The sequence below is a fragment of the Chryseobacterium paridis genome (genome assembly GCF_016595215.1).
GTDB classification, from domain to species: Bacteria; Bacteroidota; Bacteroidia; order Flavobacteriales; family Weeksellaceae; genus Chryseobacterium; species Chryseobacterium paridis.
In genome coordinates this window covers 1,995,700-2,012,832 of the sequence record NZ_JAENHK010000010.1, presented here as the reverse complement: position 1 = coordinate 2,012,832, position 17,133 = coordinate 1,995,700, and the positions used below count along the sequence as shown (strand labels likewise).

The following is a 17,133-nucleotide window of genomic DNA, read 5'->3' as shown; positions in this document are numbered from 1 at the left end:
AGAAGGATTATAATCGGAATCTATAATTTTGGCTTAACATTAAAATATAAAAACTATGAAAACAATTTTGAAAATTTTAGGAATCATTATCGTACTTGTGCTCTTATACGCAGTATTTGCCATGTTGGCTTTCAGTAAAGATTATCATTTTGAAAGATCTGTGGTTATTAATGCACCAAAAGAGAAAGTGTGGGAGCATGTAGGGTCTACAAAAGCTTTCAATACATGGAACCCTTTTGCGAAAATGGATAAAAATATTGTCATTACGTATTCCGGAACAAGTGGTGAAGTTGGCGATTCTTATACATGGAAGGGAAATAAAGATGTAGGTGAGGGTGTTCAGACAGTGACTGCGATAGTGCCAAATGAAAAAATGACCAGTGATCTCCATTTTATACAGCCTTTTGATGGTAAGGCAGTTGCTAATTTCATTCTGACTCCTGAAGGAAATGGGACTAAAGTAACCTGGACTATGGATAATGAACTCAATACCATGATGAAGTTGATGAAGCCTATGATGGATAGCCAGATGGGTAAAACATTTGATGAGGGACTTGGTGAGCTTAAGAAGTTATCGGAAAAATAAAAGTAAAAGCCCTGCGTCAGCAGGGCTTTTTTATTTAGTATTCTTTTTTGCCAATTTCGTTGATGGATTGATAGTTTCCAACTCCTTTTGGGTTGGGTCCATATTCATTTGGACCAGGATCGCTGTCAGCAAAAAGCATCCATAGACTGTAAAAAGGGATAATCTGATACCATCCCGAATTTCCTCTGTCGTGACATCTTTTAGCTCCTTGAGCAATCATGAACCATATAACAGGTAGGAGAAGAGCTAAAAAGATAATAGCTACAGCTAGAGAATCGGTAATTTCTCCCAATATTCTAAATGGTAATGCAATAGCGACATAAATAAGATAAGATAATCCATACTCCGTACGTCTTATCCTTCCTTCAAATGAGAATGGATTTTTAAACATGGTTTTTAATTTTTTCGAAGGCAAATATATTATTTAAAAAAATATTATCTTTATGTAAAGATTAGATTTATGGAGAAGATCGTATTTGAGAAAAGTGACATAAGAAATTATGTTAAAAACGTGATCGCCGAAAAAATTGAGAAACTAAAAAACTTTATAGAATTCACTTTAGATGCGAGCCGCGATATTAAGAAGACACCAAAATATGATAGTATGCGAGAGGAAATGCAGGAAGAAATTTATCAGATGCAAAAACAACTGGGTGCCCTTAATGACCTTAAGAGAAACATGTCAAAAGTTTTAAATAATACCACTGAAAGAGTACAGTTAGGCTCTTTAGTTATTACTAATAAAGCAAGGTTCTATATTTCAGTTTCGTTGGGCGAGTTCTTTTTTGAAGGAGACCGTTTTTATGCCATTTCACCGGAAAGCCCAATGGCTAAGAAAATGATGGGGATGAAACCAGGCGACGCTTTTACTCTGAATAATATTCATCAGGAAATTGTAGAAGTACTGTGATGTTGTAAAATGTGATAAAATGTAAAATGTACAATGTATTCATGTATTCATGATTACAAACGAGCGCTCAATCTCCTGTGATTATTGAATAAGAGAAATCAATAATTATAATTGAAAAGAAACTGCTTATTATCAATCGTCCCACATCAACTTTTTCGTAATTTTGCCTCTATGAACAAAGCAGAAATTCTAAAAGAAATCATAGAACAAAGAAGAAGTATTTTCCCTAAAGATTATACCGAAACAGAAATCTCTCAGGACATCCTTGATGAGATTTTGCATTCCGCAACATTAGCTCCTAACCATAAACGTACAAAACCCTGGCGTTTTAAAACCTTCAAAGGAGAAGATAAGGCTCAGCTAGCTGTAGAAATGCAGAGTATTTATAAAGTAACCCAACCCGAACAAACATTCTTACAGAAAAAATATGATGATATAGGCTTTAAAATCAATAAAGCTGATGTTGTCGTTTCCATAGTGGTCAACTTCAGTGGAATGGTTCCGGAATGGGAGGAAATAGCAGCTGTTTCAATGGCTGTACAGAATATGTATCTTACTTGTACAGCCAATGAAATAGGGTGTTATTGGAGTTCTCCGGGAATTGTCAATCACCTGAAAGATTCTTTAACCATAGAAGAAAACCAAAGATGTTTAGGGCTTTTTTATATGGGAAGACAGGATTAAGTTAATAATGCCTGTGAAATTAATTCTACTGCAGGAAGTTATTTTTTAATCACCTGATAGGTAGGATTAATTTCATTGGTCATATCCAAAATTATATCATAAGTTCCGGCTTGTACTTGTATGTTATTACCACGTTCTACAAGGTATCCATTTTCGTTGATACCCATATCCAGAGCCCACTCGTCATTACTTCTGAACTTTATTTCACCTGATTTCAAAAGGATATTTTGAGCTTTCAAAACAGTATTGTTCCCATTTTCAGAAATTAATTTTATATCTGGTCCTTCCCATCCGTTTGGAGTAGCACTTCCCGTAATTCCCCAAGAAAAAGAATCACTAATCTTTTTAGCTTCTGTGATTTTCCCATCTGGAGAGGTTATTTTTAATAAATTGACTTTTCCGTCTTTATCAGATTCAAATTCAAATCGAATTTTGTCCCCATCATTATTTTCAGTATAAAACTTCCTATCATTTTCCGGAAAAAAAATCTTAAAGTTTCTTGTACTAGATTCAACAAGATTAACTATACCATCATTAACAGAAATATAAAAATTAGAATCCGGGGTATTGTAAATTCCTTTTAATTGATTTAGCTTGTTGGTATCAATTTTAATATGGGTAGGAACCTCATAGGGCAGGTTATAAAAAATAGAGACTATTTTGTTTGGCATTGGATAAAGGCTTTCATCCCGCAGATTACTTAATACGATAATGCTAATGTTGTCTTGTGGAATTGTAAAGAATCTCGAAACGAATCCAGGGCCGGCGCCATCATGCCCAACAGTTTCTTTTCCTTTTATCGGAGACATATCCCAACCATAACCATAATTGTAATTATGAAATGGTTTTTGTGCTTTTTCTAAAGTTTCTTTTTTCAGAATTTTATAACTCTTAAGTCCTTCCTCGTATTTATACAAATCCTCTACCGTAGAGTACATTGCTCCTGCAGCATGAGGATGATCATACTTGTTATAGGCTACACCTTCTTTAAAATTGTTTTTTGATAAAAATTCATACCCTGTTGTTTTGTTTTTATTTTTTAATTCGTTAAAACCAAAACCTGTATTGGACATTTTCAAAGGATTGAGAATGTACTTTTGAATAGCTTTCTGGTAAGACATTCCAGCAGTCTTGTTGATGATATATCCTAATAAATAATAGTTGGAATTACTGTAATTCCATTGGCTGCCAGGAGAAAAATCCAGGGGTTGAGCTTTTATAAAATTTAGAAATGTTTTCTCATCTTTTGTATCTTCAGGATTGGTATTATTCTGAATTCCGGAGGTGTGGGTTAATAATTGTTCAATAGTAATGCTGTCTCCTTTTGGAAAGTTAGGAAAATACTTTGTTAATTTATCGTGTAAGGATAATTTTCCCATGTCATTTAATAGTAAAATTGTAGTGGCAGTAAATGACTTTGTTGTAGAGTATATTCTGTAGATACTTTGATTAGTGTTTTTTTCCTGTGTTTGGAAGTTTTTGATACCATAGCTTTTCTCAAATAATATTTTCCCTTTTTGTGCAACTAAAACACTACCATTAAAACGGGTTTGTTGGTTATAAGAATTAATTAATTGACTTATTTTCTCTTCTTTAGTTTGTGCGAATGCCTGAAAGCAAAAGAAAATTGCTATAATTACGAATACATTTTTCATCATATGGAGATTTTTAAGGCCCAAATATCTTAAAAAATATTAGAAATAATTGATATAAAAAAATAGTCGTTCAACTGGTTGTTTAGCTTACTATAATATCTGTCTTTTTTTGTCATTGTTCCATAACTATCTTGATAAATTATAACATTTTTATTGATACATTGGAAATTTTATTTATCTTTGCACACTTAAATATTTAACTGGGACGAGTTCCCTTAAAATTCAAACATTATGTCAGTAAAAATCAGATTACAAAGACACGGTAAAAAAGGAAAACCTTTTTTCCACATCGTGGTTGCAGATGCTAGAGCTAGAAGAGATGGTAGATTCATCGAGAAACTAGGTACTTACAACCCAATTACTAACCCTGCAACTATTGATTTGAACGTTGATTCTGCTGTGAAGTGGTTAAACAACGGTGCTCAACCAACTGATACTGCAAGAGCTATCCTTTCTTACAAAGGTGCACTTTACAAAAAACACTTACAAGGTGGTGTTGCTAAAGGAGCTTTTGATGAGGCTGAGGCTGAAAAAAGATTTGCTGCTTGGGTAGATGCTAAAGAACAAAAAGTACAAGGGAAAGTAGAAGGTTTATCTAAAGCTCAGGCTGATGCTAAAAAAGCTGCTTTAGAAGCTGAAGTAAAAGTAAACGAAGCTAGACTTGCTGCTGCTGCACAAGCTGAGGCTGATGCTAAAGCTGCTGAAGAGGCTGCTAACGCACCAGTTGCTGAGGAAGTTGTTGCTGAAGAAACTACAGAAGGAGAAGCTCCTGCTGCTGAAACTGAAGAAAACACTGAAGCTTAAGAAACAACCGGTATGCGTAAAGAAGATTGCTACTTTTTAGGTAAAATCACACGCAGACACGGCCTTGCGGGAAATGTTATCCTTAAATTGGATACCGATCAACCCGAACTTTACAATAAACTGGAATCAATATTCGTTGAAATCAACGGATTATTGGTTCCTTTTTTTATTGCAAAATCATCCTGGAGTAAATTAGATGCTTTGAATATTGCATTTAAAAATTCTTCCGAAGCGCTGGTAGATCAATCTTTAGGGAAAAGTGTCTATCTGCCGTTGGCTTCATTGCCAAAACTTTCCGGAAAACAATTTTATTACCACGAAGTAGTAGGTTTTGATATTCTTGATGAAAATGATAATAACTGTGGTGTTATCAGATCCATTAATGATCAGACTGCTCAGAACTATTTTGTAACCAATTTAGATGGGAAGGAAGTGGTAATTCCTATTATCAAAGACTGGATTATTGAAGTGAATAGAGACGAAAGATTCATTAAAATGCAATTGCCTGAAGGTCTTATTGATGTCTTTTTAGTTCCTTCTAAAAAAGACGAATAATAAAGAGTTTACTTCTCTTTTTATTACTATACTATTTTAGCAAATTTCTATATTTTAAAGGTGTAATGCCTATATTTTCTCTGAAACAACGGATGAAATGACTTTGGTCAGAAAATCCACATTCCAGTGCTATATCTGTTAGAGATTCATTGTTGTTATGAAGAAAATCAAGTGATTTATTGACTTTCAATTTTCTGATATATTCTCCCAGATTGCATTGGAAATACTTATGAAAATCCCTGCTAAGATGCATTGGATGGATATCTAAAATTTGGGCAAGTTGTGTAAGATTTAGCTTTTCAGTAAAACTTTCATGTAATAATTCATTGATCCTTCGAACCCAAACCGGATTTTTTTCCGGATTTTGAGAGTGTTTATTTGTTTGATTGAAAATACACAATAATAACTGGTGAACTGATAATTCAGTATGAAAGTCGTTTAGCTTTGTTTCTTTAAAGATCTGATAAGTAAGAAGCTTTATAGCGGGATCTTTAATATTAATGCTTCCTTCAATACTGTCCTTTAAAATTTCATGATTCTCAAACCAATCTTTTGAAACTTCAATGTGAAAACCTCGAGTAAATACATCTGGTTTTATATTGTAGTGAGAATCTTCCCAACAATGGTATAAAAGTGTTCCTGGAGTGCATTCATAGACCTCTTTTTTATTTCCTTCGGTAACATTTCCTTGAAGAAGAAATGTAAAATAGGCATTTTCATGATAATGCCAATCCACATAAGAATGAGTGTACTCTGTATCCGTAAAGGTGAGCCCTCCGAAATCAAGGGTTTCATTGGTTTGTCCAAAAAATTCACCATTACGAAGTGGGTCCATTATAATTTTTCCTTTAAATTTTCAATTTGCTGATACATCGTATTAAAGAACATTTTTCTATCTCTGTTTCCTGAAGTGTTCAGTGATCTGGAATTTTTAATCTGATGCTCAAAGTAACTTAATGAGTCCTGGCAAGTCATCTTGTCATTGGTCATCATATATCCAAACATACTGAACGGAACAAAGAAAGAGCACTGTTGATCATTCTTAAATAAAATACTATTGTTTAAAATTACTAAATCATTAGCAAATATTTGGAAATTTGATTTTTGAAGGGTTTTGTTTTCTAAATCTTCTAAGAGTTTTTTGAGGTCTTCCAGGATCAGAATAGCTTCTTCTTTTTTTAATAATCCAATTTCGGAGTAAAAAGAAATTTGTCTTAAAGCGCTCATGATTGTGGTGTCATTCCAGATTTCTGTGACATTTTGTTTTTCATACAATTCGATCAGCATCTCATTTTTGGGAGAATGGTACTCCATTTTGAATTCATTAAACGGGCTCAGAAACTGATCCTGATTTAATAAATTCATCCATACATAAAATTTAAAGCGGGATAAAATAGAATCTGAAATCGTATAGAAAAATGGGATGTCCTTTGCAGAATAAAAAACCTGGGAATTGGTAATGTTGTGGAAAACATCGAGAATCTTAAGCGAGTTTTCAAAATAGTTTAACAAATCTTCTGTGGTTCGTACCGGCTGTGTTCTTCTTACGACCAGTTGGTTCTCAGTTCCTAAAAACTGGTCCAAAGAAATCTGATAGTGCTTAGCCAGTTCCAATGCCTCCTCAAAACTAAATTTAGCTTTTAAAGAAGTTCTCCTATGAGCTGCATCATAACTTATATTCAGAATATTGGCGATCTCATCATTCAATGAGCGATCGCCTATTTTTCTTCGGATCTCCTTTAGTAATGCTTCCTGATGCATAATTTGTGATTTTCACAAATGTAGTATTTTTTTTAATTCCTTTTCACATTGAGACTAGACTGTTCTGCTGATAATTTTGAATTGTAATTTTAAAGTAATCAGCTATGAAAACAATCATTTTTTTTATAATCAGTGCTTTTACAAGTAGCGTATTATACGCTCAGGATAGCATTGCAGTTTTAGAAACGAAAACGAAAATAATTGCATTTACTCCCTTGAAAAAAGATATCAAAGAAGTAGATGGAATTGCTATCGGAATGGGCGATGCTTTTGATGATCATAAAGGAGGGGTGAGGAAGATCAATGGAATTAATTTAGAACCTAACCCAGTGGGTGTTTTGATCTGGATGTTATTTGACCCTTCAAAATCTACGAATGCAATGCCCCATCTTGTGGTAAATGGTCTTACTATTTCCGGTGCCGGATATGGAAGAGGTACAAGCCATAATGGGATTACTATTTCATTATATAATTATGGGCATACTATGAAAGGCCTTTCAATAGGAGGTTTGTCTACTGATATTGATAAAGGAAGTGGAATACTGATTTCTGGTCTGGGAGTAAGCAGTGGAGAACTAAATGGGATAAGTGTTTCAGCATTCAACGATGCGAATCAGCTAAAAGGAGTACAGATTGGCATTTACAATAAAGCTCATGATGCAAGAGGGATGCAGGTTGGTTTGTTTAATAAATCCCGTAAGATGAAAGGATTGCAGATAGGTTTTTGGAACAAGAACGGTAAACGAAGTCTGCCTTTTATCAACTTTTAAATCTGTACTATGAAAGTTTTAGCTCTTTGTGCATTAATGGTAGTCAATCTACATGCACAGGTACTTACGGAATCGACAAAGAAGGAGAGGAGATCAATGGTCGAAGCGGGGAGTTTTCTTAGTTTTTCATCTTATAAAGAGAGCCAGATGCCTGGTGTATATGTAGGTTACTGGCATAGGTTTCCTATTGATGAAAATAAAGCTCATCTTGAATTCGGGTTAAATTTTTATCATAGTACAAGCATATACGATTTTGATTATGGTAAAAACGGAGAACTTTATCATGTCAGATCTAAAGAATTTTTATTGAACATAGGATTAAGAATGGTAAAAGAATATCCGGTCCGGAGTAACAGCTTAGAATGGGTGAGTGAACTTAGTATGCATAACCTTTTCTTTAGTGGTAACGGTATTCCTGGTGATAAGCCAGAAAAAGACAATGGAAATACGATATATGTCGATACAAACACAAGAAGTATTGCATCCATAAGGATGGGTCAAGGGATAAGATTTTGGAAGAATAATTTTGGACTGGGGATACAAGGATCTTATATGCCTTTTAGGCTTTTACAGAAAAATGCAGTTCCATCTGGTTTTAATTCCTTTTCAATAGAAACAAGTATATATTTTAAATTTTAAAAACATTAGATCATGAAAAAGTTACCATACATACTTATCACAATACGGTTTTTTATAGCTCCAACTGTTCTCTTATTCAGTTATTTGAAAGGTGAGGAATCCAGGTCTTTAATCTTAGTATTGATGTATATTGGATTATTAACAGATATTTTTGACGGAATTGTTGCCCGAAAGACAGGTGTTTCCTCTGAAAAACTGAGAAGGTTGGATAGCCAGACGGATCTTATTTTTTGGCTTTCTTTAGGATTCTCATCTTATATTCTGAATCCTGAACTGATAAAAAATGAATGGACTGGTATTCTTCTGATTTTCATTATGGAGGCTCTGTGTTATATAATTAGCATCTGGAAATTTGGAAAAGAAACCTGCACACATGCTTTTCTTGCAAAAATGTGGGGGCTTAGTTTGCTGATTGCTTTTACTTATCTGATTGGATTTCAGGAAATTGGTTGGGCATTTTATCTGGCCATCGGTTTAGGATTGATTTCCCATATCGATGTGATCCTAATCATTTTACTGCTTCCAAAATGGGAATATGATGTTCCAAGCTCCTACCATGCCTGGAAAATAAGAAGAGGTAAACAGAGGAAAAAAACGATATTCTTTAACTAAATTAAACATGAACCGTAGATTTTTTTATTAAATAATTGATTAATGATTTTTTTAAAGGCAGCGCAATCATCAACTTGCGCTGTTTTTTTGTAACTTTGCAGACGTTAATTTTTATACGAAAATTTATAATCAACAAATGAAAAAGCAGACGATTAAAGAAATCCTACAGGATTACAAAAAAGTACTACATCATGACATTACCGTATACGGCTGGGTGAAATCCTTCCGTGCAAACCGCTTTATAGCGCTTAATGATGGATCTACAATAAATAATTTGCAAATAGTTGTTGATTTTGAAAATTTTGATAAAGAGATTATTAATAAAATAAGCACGGCTTCTTCTCTTAAAGTGATTGGTGAGGTTGTAGAAAGTCAGGGAGCAGGGCAAACGGTAGAAATTATCGCTAAAAAGATAATTATTTTAGGAGATAACTTTACAGAAGAATTGCAAAATACAATTCTTCAGCCCAAGAAACACAGTTTAGAAAAGCTTCGTGAGCAAGCGCATTTAAGATTCAGAACCAATTTGTTTGGAGCTGTATTCAGAGTGCGTCATGCAGTAACTTTTGCGATTCACTCATTCTTTACCAAAAATCATTTTTTCAACATTCATACACCAATTATTACAGGTGCTGATGCAGAAGGAGCGGGTGAGATGTTTGGACTTACGAGCTTTGATCTTAATAATGTTCCAAAAACTGAAGATGGCCAAGTAGATTACAGCCAGGACTTCTTTGGTAAGCAAACAAACCTTACCGTTTCAGGTCAGCTGGAAGGAGAGACCGCGGCTATGGGATTAGGGAGAATTTATACATTCGGTCCTACTTTCCGTGCTGAAAACTCTAATACAACACGTCACCTTGCTGAGTTCTGGATGGTAGAACCTGAGGTTGCATTCAACAACCTTGAGGATAACATTGATCTTGCAGAAGACTTCCTGAAATATGTGATCCAGTATGTATTGGATAACTGTAAGGATGATCTTGAATTTTTAGATAAAAGATTTGCTGAAGAGCAAAAATCTAAGCCAGAAAAAGAAAGAGCAAAAGAAGGTCTTATAGAGAAATTACAAAATGTAGTAGCTAAACGTTTTATGCGTGTGAGCTATACAGAGGCTATTGATATATTATTAAACTCTAAAGAAAACAAAAAAGGCAAATTCCAATTCCCGATTGAAAGTTGGGGAGCTGATCTTCAGTCTGAGCACGAAAGGTTCCTTGTAGAGAAGCATTTTGAGAGCCCGGTAGTTTTATTTGACTATCCAAAAGATATCAAAGCATTCTATATGCGTTTGAATGATGATAATAAAACAGTGAGAGCAATGGATGTTCTTTTCCCTGGAATTGGAGAGATCATTGGAGGTTCTGAAAGAGAAGAGCGTATAGAAGTTCTAAGACAGAAAATGAAAGAAATGCATGTGGAAGAGGAAGAACTTTGGTGGTATATGGATACAAGAAAATTTGGTTCAGTACCTCATGCTGGTTTCGGATTAGGTTTGGAAAGACTTATTCTTTTTGTAACCGGAATGACGAATATCAGAGATGTAATTCCTTTCCCTAGGACACCGAAAAGTGCCGAATTCTAGATACAAAAAAAGCCTTAAATTAATTTTAAGGCTTTTTTATTTTAATAATAGCTTATTATGTTAAATTATATAATGCAAAAATCGTGCTAAATAGAGATTTTGTAAAAAAAATTCATTAATTTCGTGGAATATCTTATGTTAAAACACAAAGAGTAAATATGCTTAAACAACACTTACAACTCAAGTTAGGGCAAAAGTTGGCTCCGCAGCAGATTCAATTGATGAAGCTGATTCAACTTCATACTTTGGAATTTGAAGAGGAATTGGAAAGAGAATTAGAAGAAAACCCTGCCTTGGAAATTGCTAAAGAAGAATCTAAGGAAGATGATTATGCATCTCTTGAGGATTCCTATGAGAATGAAGGAAATGAAAGCATTGAAACGGATTTTGATGTGAATGAATATATCTATGATGATGAACCAAGCTATAAAACGGCTTCCAGTAATTATTCAGCTGATGATGAGGAATTTGATAATGAAAGCTTACTGACTGAAGGTCAGTCTCTATATGACTATTTATTAGAGCAGATACATTTGGCTAATATTAATCCTGAGGATATAAAAATTGCAGAATATATTATAGGAAACCTGGATACGGATGGCTATCTGAGAAGAGAGATCAAATCGATCGTTGATGATTTAGCTTTCTCTCAGGGAATTTATACCACGATAGAAAAGGCAGAAGATATTTTAGAAAATTATGTTCAGAAGCTTGATCCACCAGGAGTTGGAGCAAGAGGTCTTCAGGAATGTCTTTTATTACAAATCGAAAAGAAGGTGAGTTCTGATAAAGCTGTTTCTTTAGCAGCTAATATTCTTAGACACCAGTTTGATGCATTGACCAATAAGCATTATAATAAAATCATCCAGAAATACGATATCGAAGAAGAAGACCTTAAAGATGCTTTGGAAGAAATCTCCAAATTATCTCCGAAGGTAGGTGGTAACTTTGATACTCAAACCATTACCATTAATCAGGAAATTATTCCAGATTTTGTAATTCAGGTAAAAGATGGAGCAGTTATTCCAATGCTTAACAGTAAAAATGCACCGACATTAAGGGTTTCTGAGGAATATAAAGATATTTTGACAACCTATTCTCACGATAAAAACTCTTCTGAGCACAAACAGGCTGCTTTATTTATCAAGCAAAAACTGGATGCGGCAAAATGGTATATTGATGCGATTAATCAACGTCAGAATACTTTATTGCAGACCATTACAGCTATTGTTAAATTCCAGAAAGAGTATTTTATTACGGGAGATGAAAAATCTTTAAAACCAATGATCCTTAAGGATATTGCGGATATTACTGGTTTTGATATTTCTACAATTTCCAGAGTAGTAAAAAGTAAATATGCAGATACCCCAAATGGTATTGTATATCTTAAAGACCTGTTTTCCGATAGTTTGACGAATGATGATGGGGAAGAGGTTTCTACGAAGGAGATCAAAACACATCTTCAGGAAGTGATCAGTAAAGAAAACAAAAGAAAGCCATTGACAGATGATGCATTGGTCGTGATCCTGAAAGAACAGGGATATAACATCGCCCGAAGAACAATCGCAAAATACAGAGAACAACTTAATATTCCTGTAGCTAGATTAAGAAAAGAGCTTTAATTCAGCTTAACATATTGAAAATGCCCGGACCATCCGGGCGTTTTTTATGATTAAAAATTAGTTATTTTTTAAATGATTGAGATTTAATTCTTTGACTGAAATTTCCCGCATTTCCACTTTTCGGATCTTTCCTGAAATGGTCATCGGGAACTCATCTACAAACTTCCAGTATTTTGGAATCTTATAATGAGATATTTTTGACTTACAGTAATCGAGAAGTTCTTCTTCAGATACTTGGAATCCGTTTCTTACTTTGATCCATGCCATTACTTCCTCTCCAAATTTTTCACTGGGAACTCCTATTATCTGTACATCCAGAATATTCGGATAAGTGTACAAAAAGTCCTCGATTTCTTTTGGGGAGATATTTTCCCCTCCACGGATAATAAGATCTTTTATTCTACCGGAAATGGTAATATAACCTTCAGCATCCATTACTGCCAAATCACCTGTATGCATCCATCGTGCATCATCAAGGACTTTGCGCGTATTTTCAGGATCATTCCAGTATTTTAACATAACAGAATATCCTCTGGTACAAAGCTCGCCATGCTCACCACGTTCTACAATTTTTCCATGCTCATCTATGATTTTTATTTCAAGATGATCCTGAACGGTTCCAACCGTACTGACTTGCTTTTCCAAAGATGTTCCGATTAATGTCTGAGTGGAAACAGGAGAGGTTTCTGTCATTCCATAGCAAATACTCATTTCCTTTATATTCATAAGGCTTTCTACCTTCTTCATGATTTCCGGTGGACATACAGATCCTGCCATAACTCCTGTTCTAAGGTTTGAGAAATCATAAGTGTCAAAGTTCTTTACAGCCAGTTCGGCAATAAACATGGTCGGCACTCCATATAAAGAAGTACATTTTTCATCAGAAACCACTTTCAGGGTAATGTCTGGATCGAAACTTTCATTGGGAATGACGATACACGCACCATGAGCGGTACAGCAAATATTTCCAATGACCATTCCAAAGCAATGATAAAATGGGACAGGAATACAAACCCTGTCTTTCTCGGTATAATGTAATCGTACTCCTATGAAGTAACCGTTGTTTAAAATATTGTGATGAGAGAGTGTAACTCCCTTAGGAAATCCTGTTGTTCCTGACGTATATTGAATATTAACAGGATCATCGAATTCAATATTTTCTTCAAAACTTTGTAAAAGTTCATCAGAGACAGATGTGCCGTTTTTCAAAAACTGATCCCAGCTTTCATCAAAGAATATAGCTTCATCTAAAGTTGGACATACTTCCTTGGCATATTCTACCATTTCCTTGTAATTACTGGTTTTAAAGGACAGAGAAGAAAAAATAAAACGAACTTCCGACTGATTGAGTACATAGGTAAGTTCATGGGTTCTGTAAGCCGGATTGATATTGACTAAAATGGTTCCTATTCTGGCAGTGGCATATTGTAACAATACCCATTCATATCGGTTGGCTGACCAGATTCCTATCCTGTCTCCAGATTTTGCACCTAAATGGATGAGTGCTTTGGCAACTGATGTTGTCTGATCATAAAACTCTTTATAGCTTGCACGATAGTTCTGTTGCACAGAAACCATTGCTTCATGATCAGCATATTTTTCAACCGTTTTCTTTAGATTGCTGCCAATCGTTTCCCCTAATAAAGGAATATTCGAAGCTCCGGATACATAAGATAAAGCCATATCAAAAGATTTATTTAATTAAAAATAACAAATAAATTTTAAGATAGCTGCCTGTGAATAGTTAATTTTCCTGGGAATCTATATCTCGTAGCTGTGTAAGGTTTTTATCCAGCTTTCTCATAATAATTCCATACACCAATCGATAATATAGCCAGATCAATAATACACATAATCCTGTACTAAGGACAGTTCCTATGATAAAAATGGTAAGTGCTGAATTGGCAGGTTCAATATTTTGAGAGTTTAGGGCATAAAATATAAAAACAGTAAAAATAGAAGTAAACGCAACCAATAATACAATGCTTATTAGAATAAATGCATTGACTGTTTTCTTGAATTTAATAATTCTTGTAATTAAACCCTTGAGGTTTTCCTCGATTTTTATTTTACGGTAATTTTGATAGAATTTATAAACAAAATAAGCTGTAACCAGTAAGCTTAAAACTTTAAGAATAAGATAGATCGTATCGAAGGTATTTTCTACTTCAGGGGTTTTTCTGGCTCCCAATTTTTCGAGAACATTCAGGAAGCCATTGGTTTCCTCTCCCTGAAAGAAATAAAATAATCCCATTACTGAGAACAGTAAAAACTCAAAAACACTGATCCAGAAAATATATTTCACGTAATTACGTGACTTTCTGTTTAGCATTTTAAGAATTTCGCTATTATCGTATTTTTGCTGAACAGGCTGCTCCTGCCATGTTTTCTTAAAGCTGTCTAAATCAAAATCAGGCATATTTTTCCATTTGTTCTTTAAGGGTTTTCTTTAATCTGTTCATCTTCACACGTGCATTTACTTCAGTTATCCCGAGGTTTTCTGCGATATCCTTATAAGGCAAATCATCTAAATACATCATTACAATAGCTCTTTCTACATTAGGTAATGTTTTGATTACGGTATATAGAAGAGAAATTTGTTGTTGTTTTTCATCATCATCTTCAATAAAATCTTTATGGTTGATGTCCAACTCATTAGTGGGCAGGCTTTTGCTTTTTTTTCTAAAAAGAGTGATGGCTGTATTAAGGGCTACACGGTACATCCATGTAGAAATTTTTGAATTTCCTTTAAAGGAATCGTAGCTTCTCCAAAGCTGTAAAACAATTTCCTGAAAAAGATCCTCTTCATCTTCCAAAGAATTGGTATAAAGACGCGAAACTTTAATAATCAGTCCCTGATTATCTTTTATAAGTTGTGCGAATTCTTTTTCTCTGGAAATCAAAATTAGATGTATAACGGCACGAAGATAGTAATAATGTGTTAATTAGTGAAGAGTTATGAATTATTAATTATAAGTTTTAAAAATTTTGGTTTTTCAGAATCAATGTTGACTATATTTTACTTTTTACAACATTTAAAAACTTCAATAAACTGTTTATCTTCAAGTTAAAAAAAAGTGCCTGGCAACTCATCATTTATAACTCACAACTTATAACTCATAATGTGTATCTTTGCACCCACGAGAAAGTCGGCTTGTTGATCTCTGCTTCGGCAGGGGTAGGAAAGTCCGGACACCATAGAGCAGCAAAGCGGATAACATCCGTCACCCGTGAGGGTAGGACAAGTGCAACAGAAAGCAAGTACAGTTCGGCTGTAGTGAAACCAGGTAAACTCTTTGCGGTGCAATGATAAGTATATCGGTTCTTTTCAGTAATGAAAATAGGAGTAGCTCGCTCTGAAAGCCGAGGGGTAATCAGCAAAAGTTTTGCAGCAATGTAAAACGCAGATAAATAACAGGCACTTCTTAGAAGTACAAAATCCGGCTTATAGATTTTCTCGTGATTTTTTCTTTAAGCTACATTGCTGTTATAAAACCTCTGATTTTTCCTGTTTTTATTCTTTTTCTAGCGTTTTTTTTGATTCTTCTAAAGCTTTCAGGTCTTTAGCGGAGAGTTGAGGATATTTAAGATTCATTTTCTCCAATGTGTCTATAATAATCTGAATCGCAGCTACTCTTGCAAACCATTTGTTATCGGCAGGAAGTACATACCAGGGTGCATAATCCTTTGATGTTTCATTAATCGCTGTTTCGTAAGCTGTCATATACTGATCAAACAAAGCTCTTTCAGGAAGATCGGCAGATGAGAATTTCCAGTTTTTTTCCGGTTCATTTATTCTATCCAGAAGTCTTTGCTTTTGCTCTTTCTTTGAAACATTTAAGAATATTTTGATAATCTTTGTCCCGTTTTGAGAGAGGTGCTTTTCGAAATTTCGTATACTCTCATATCGGTTTTCCCAGAATTTATTGTCAAAATCTTTTACGGAGCTCCATGTCTTTTCACTCAGATTGTATTCGGGATGTACTTTACACACCAAAACACTTTCATAGTGGGATCTATTAAAAATACCAATCATTCCTTTTTGTGGCAATGCAAGATACTGTCTCCATAAAAAGTCGTGTGAATATTCTCTTGAACTAGGTGTTTTAAAACTTGTAACATTACACCCCTGAGGGTTTACTCCACCGAATACATGCTCAATAAGGCTGTCTTTTCCGGCTGCATCCATTGCCTGTAAAACTACAAGAAGAGATTGGCTGCCATCTGCATATAGTTTTTCCTGAAGATTACGAAGTTTTTCCTTTTCTACAACCAGCAGTGCTTGTCCTTCCTGTTTAGTGAGTGGCCCCTGGTATTCTGTAGAAGCTTTTTTCATTGAAAACTTACCCTTTATTTCAAAATCATCCGAGAAATTGGTGTCCATAATTTATTTATTTAAAATAAATGTAATAAAAAAAACCGTCTCCACGAAGACGGTTTTTTATTTTTTTCTGAGTAAAGCTTATTTCGCAGCAGCTACTTTTTTAGCAGCCTTAGCAGCTTTCTTAGCAGCTTTAGCATCAGCTGGAGTTTCTACTTTAGCAGCTACAGCAGCTACTTCAGGAGCGTTAGCTTGTACATCACCTTTAATGTAGATTACACTTCTGCTGTTTGCAGGGTCATTAGAAAATACTTCGATCATTTTGTTGAACGGCCCATTAAGAGTAGTGTTATATCCAACTTTGATTTTAGCAGATTTTCCAGGCATAACAGGATCTGTACTGAATTCTGGAGTTGTACATCCGCAAGAAGGTTTTACATTAGAAATAACCAAAGGCTTATCACCAGTGTTAGTTACTGTAAAAAATCTAGTACCATCAGCACCCGGCTTAATAGTACCATAATCGAAAGTAGTTTTATCAAAAGTAATTGTTTGTGCAGATGCAAGAGCAAATGTTCCAAATAGTGCAATTCCTGCAATTAATTTTTTCATATTCTTGAATGTTAATA

At 34.5% G+C, this 17,133-nt stretch carries 19 protein-coding genes and 1 other RNA gene; 11 read left to right on the top strand and 9 right to left on the bottom strand.

Annotation, left to right across the window (positions count from 1 at the left end; genetic code table 11):
* The first annotated feature begins 55 nt into the window (after positions 1–55).
* Positions 56–586, top strand: a complete 531-nt coding sequence (locus JHL15_RS18565; RefSeq protein ID WP_200248194.1) for an SRPBCC family protein — start codon at positions 56–58, stop codon at positions 584–586.
* A 34-nt stretch (positions 587–620) separates the two neighbouring features.
* On the opposite strand, the gene JHL15_RS18560 is transcribed toward JHL15_RS18565, so the two are convergent.
* Positions 621–977: a DUF805 domain-containing protein gene (locus JHL15_RS18560; protein WP_200248192.1), complete on the bottom strand. Its 357-nt coding sequence runs from the start codon at positions 975–977 to the stop codon at positions 621–623.
* A gap of 69 nt (positions 978–1,046) precedes the next feature.
* Between JHL15_RS18560 and JHL15_RS18555 the strand changes: the two genes are divergently transcribed.
* Both JHL15_RS18555 and JHL15_RS18550 read left to right on the top strand, forming a co-directional pair.
* Positions 1,047–1,496 (top strand): hypothetical protein, encoded by a 450-nt coding sequence (locus tag JHL15_RS18555; protein ID WP_200248191.1) that lies wholly within the window; start codon positions 1,047–1,049, stop codon positions 1,494–1,496.
* Positions 1,497–1,667: 171 nt separating this feature from the next.
* Positions 1,668–2,180, top strand: coding sequence for a nitroreductase family protein (locus JHL15_RS18550; RefSeq protein ID WP_200248189.1), 513 nt, complete (start codon positions 1,668–1,670; stop codon positions 2,178–2,180).
* Positions 2,181–2,218: 38 nt separating this feature from the next.
* Here JHL15_RS18550 and JHL15_RS18545 read toward each other — a convergent pair whose 3' ends face one another.
* Positions 2,219–3,838, bottom strand: a complete 1,620-nt coding sequence (locus JHL15_RS18545) for a serine hydrolase (RefSeq protein WP_200248187.1) — start codon at positions 3,836–3,838, stop codon at positions 2,219–2,221.
* A gap of 228 nt (positions 3,839–4,066) precedes the next feature.
* Between JHL15_RS18545 and JHL15_RS18540 the strand changes: the two genes are divergently transcribed.
* Complete coding sequence (locus JHL15_RS18540; protein ID WP_200248186.1) at positions 4,067–4,639, top strand: 30S ribosomal protein S16; 573 nt, start codon at positions 4,067–4,069, stop codon at positions 4,637–4,639.
* Between the two features lie 12 nt (positions 4,640–4,651).
* Complete coding sequence (rimM, locus tag JHL15_RS18535; RefSeq protein WP_200248184.1) at positions 4,652–5,194, top strand: ribosome maturation factor RimM; 543 nt, start codon at positions 4,652–4,654, stop codon at positions 5,192–5,194.
* 31 nt (positions 5,195–5,225) lie between these two features.
* Here rimM and JHL15_RS18530 read toward each other — a convergent pair whose 3' ends face one another.
* Positions 5,226–6,029, bottom strand: a complete 804-nt coding sequence (locus JHL15_RS18530; protein WP_200248182.1) for a helix-turn-helix domain-containing protein — start codon at positions 6,027–6,029, stop codon at positions 5,226–5,228.
* Positions 6,029–6,955 carry a helix-turn-helix domain-containing protein gene (locus tag JHL15_RS18525; RefSeq protein ID WP_200248181.1) on the bottom strand — a complete coding sequence of 309 codons (927 nt, stop codon included), beginning with the start codon at positions 6,953–6,955 and terminating at the stop codon, positions 6,029–6,031. The genes JHL15_RS18530 and JHL15_RS18525 overlap by 1 nt, the downstream gene beginning before the upstream one ends.
* A 104-nt stretch (positions 6,956–7,059) precedes the next feature.
* Between JHL15_RS18525 and JHL15_RS18520 the strand changes: the two genes are divergently transcribed.
* From JHL15_RS18520 to rpoN, 5 genes are all read left to right on the top strand, one after another.
* The gene (locus JHL15_RS18520) at positions 7,060–7,725 is read left to right on the top strand and encodes an LA_2272 family surface repeat-containing protein (RefSeq protein ID WP_200248180.1); all 666 of its coding nucleotides are present in this window, start codon (positions 7,060–7,062) and stop codon (positions 7,723–7,725) included.
* Between the two features lie 9 nt (positions 7,726–7,734).
* Positions 7,735–8,364, top strand: coding sequence for a hypothetical protein (locus JHL15_RS18515; RefSeq protein WP_200248179.1), 630 nt, complete (start codon positions 7,735–7,737; stop codon positions 8,362–8,364).
* A gap of 12 nt (positions 8,365–8,376) precedes the next feature.
* Positions 8,377–8,976: a CDP-alcohol phosphatidyltransferase family protein gene (locus tag JHL15_RS18510; protein WP_200248178.1), complete on the top strand. Its 600-nt coding sequence runs from the start codon at positions 8,377–8,379 to the stop codon at positions 8,974–8,976.
* Positions 8,977–9,112: 136 nt separating this feature from the next.
* Entirely contained in the window at positions 9,113–10,561 is a 1,449-nt protein-coding gene (asnS, locus tag JHL15_RS18505; protein ID WP_200248177.1) for an asparagine--tRNA ligase, read from the top strand.
* Between the two features lie 158 nt (positions 10,562–10,719).
* Positions 10,720–12,183 carry an RNA polymerase factor sigma-54 gene (gene rpoN / locus JHL15_RS18500; RefSeq protein WP_200248176.1) on the top strand — a complete coding sequence of 488 codons (1,464 nt, stop codon included), beginning with the start codon at positions 10,720–10,722 and terminating at the stop codon, positions 12,181–12,183.
* A 57-nt stretch (positions 12,184–12,240) separates the two neighbouring features.
* Here the strand turns inward: rpoN and JHL15_RS18495 are convergent, their stop codons facing one another.
* From JHL15_RS18495 to JHL15_RS18485, 3 genes are all read right to left on the bottom strand, one after another.
* The gene (locus JHL15_RS18495; protein WP_200248175.1) at positions 12,241–13,866 is read right to left on the bottom strand and encodes an AMP-binding protein; all 1,626 of its coding nucleotides are present in this window, start codon (positions 13,864–13,866) and stop codon (positions 12,241–12,243) included.
* A gap of 61 nt (positions 13,867–13,927) precedes the next feature.
* Positions 13,928–14,602 carry a beta-carotene 15,15'-monooxygenase gene (locus JHL15_RS18490; protein ID WP_200248174.1) on the bottom strand — a complete coding sequence of 225 codons (675 nt, stop codon included), beginning with the start codon at positions 14,600–14,602 and terminating at the stop codon, positions 13,928–13,930.
* Positions 14,595–15,086: an RNA polymerase sigma factor gene (locus tag JHL15_RS18485; protein WP_172280093.1), complete on the bottom strand. Its 492-nt coding sequence runs from the start codon at positions 15,084–15,086 to the stop codon at positions 14,595–14,597. Before JHL15_RS18485 ends, JHL15_RS18490 begins: the two co-directional genes overlap by 8 nt.
* Positions 15,087–15,324: 238 nt before the next feature.
* Here JHL15_RS18485 and rnpB point away from each other — a divergent pair.
* An RNA gene (gene rnpB / locus JHL15_RS18480) (RNase P RNA component class A) lies at positions 15,325–15,647 on the top strand.
* Positions 15,648–15,697: 50 nt separating this feature from the next.
* Here rnpB and JHL15_RS18475 read toward each other — a convergent pair.
* Positions 15,698–16,567, bottom strand: a complete 870-nt coding sequence (locus JHL15_RS18475) for a PPK2 family polyphosphate kinase (protein WP_200248173.1) — start codon at positions 16,565–16,567, stop codon at positions 15,698–15,700.
* Positions 16,568–16,645: 78 nt separating this feature from the next.
* Entirely contained in the window at positions 16,646–17,116 is a 471-nt protein-coding gene (locus tag JHL15_RS18470; RefSeq protein WP_200248172.1) for a DUF1573 domain-containing protein, read from the bottom strand.
* Positions 17,117–17,133 lie beyond the last annotated feature (17 nt).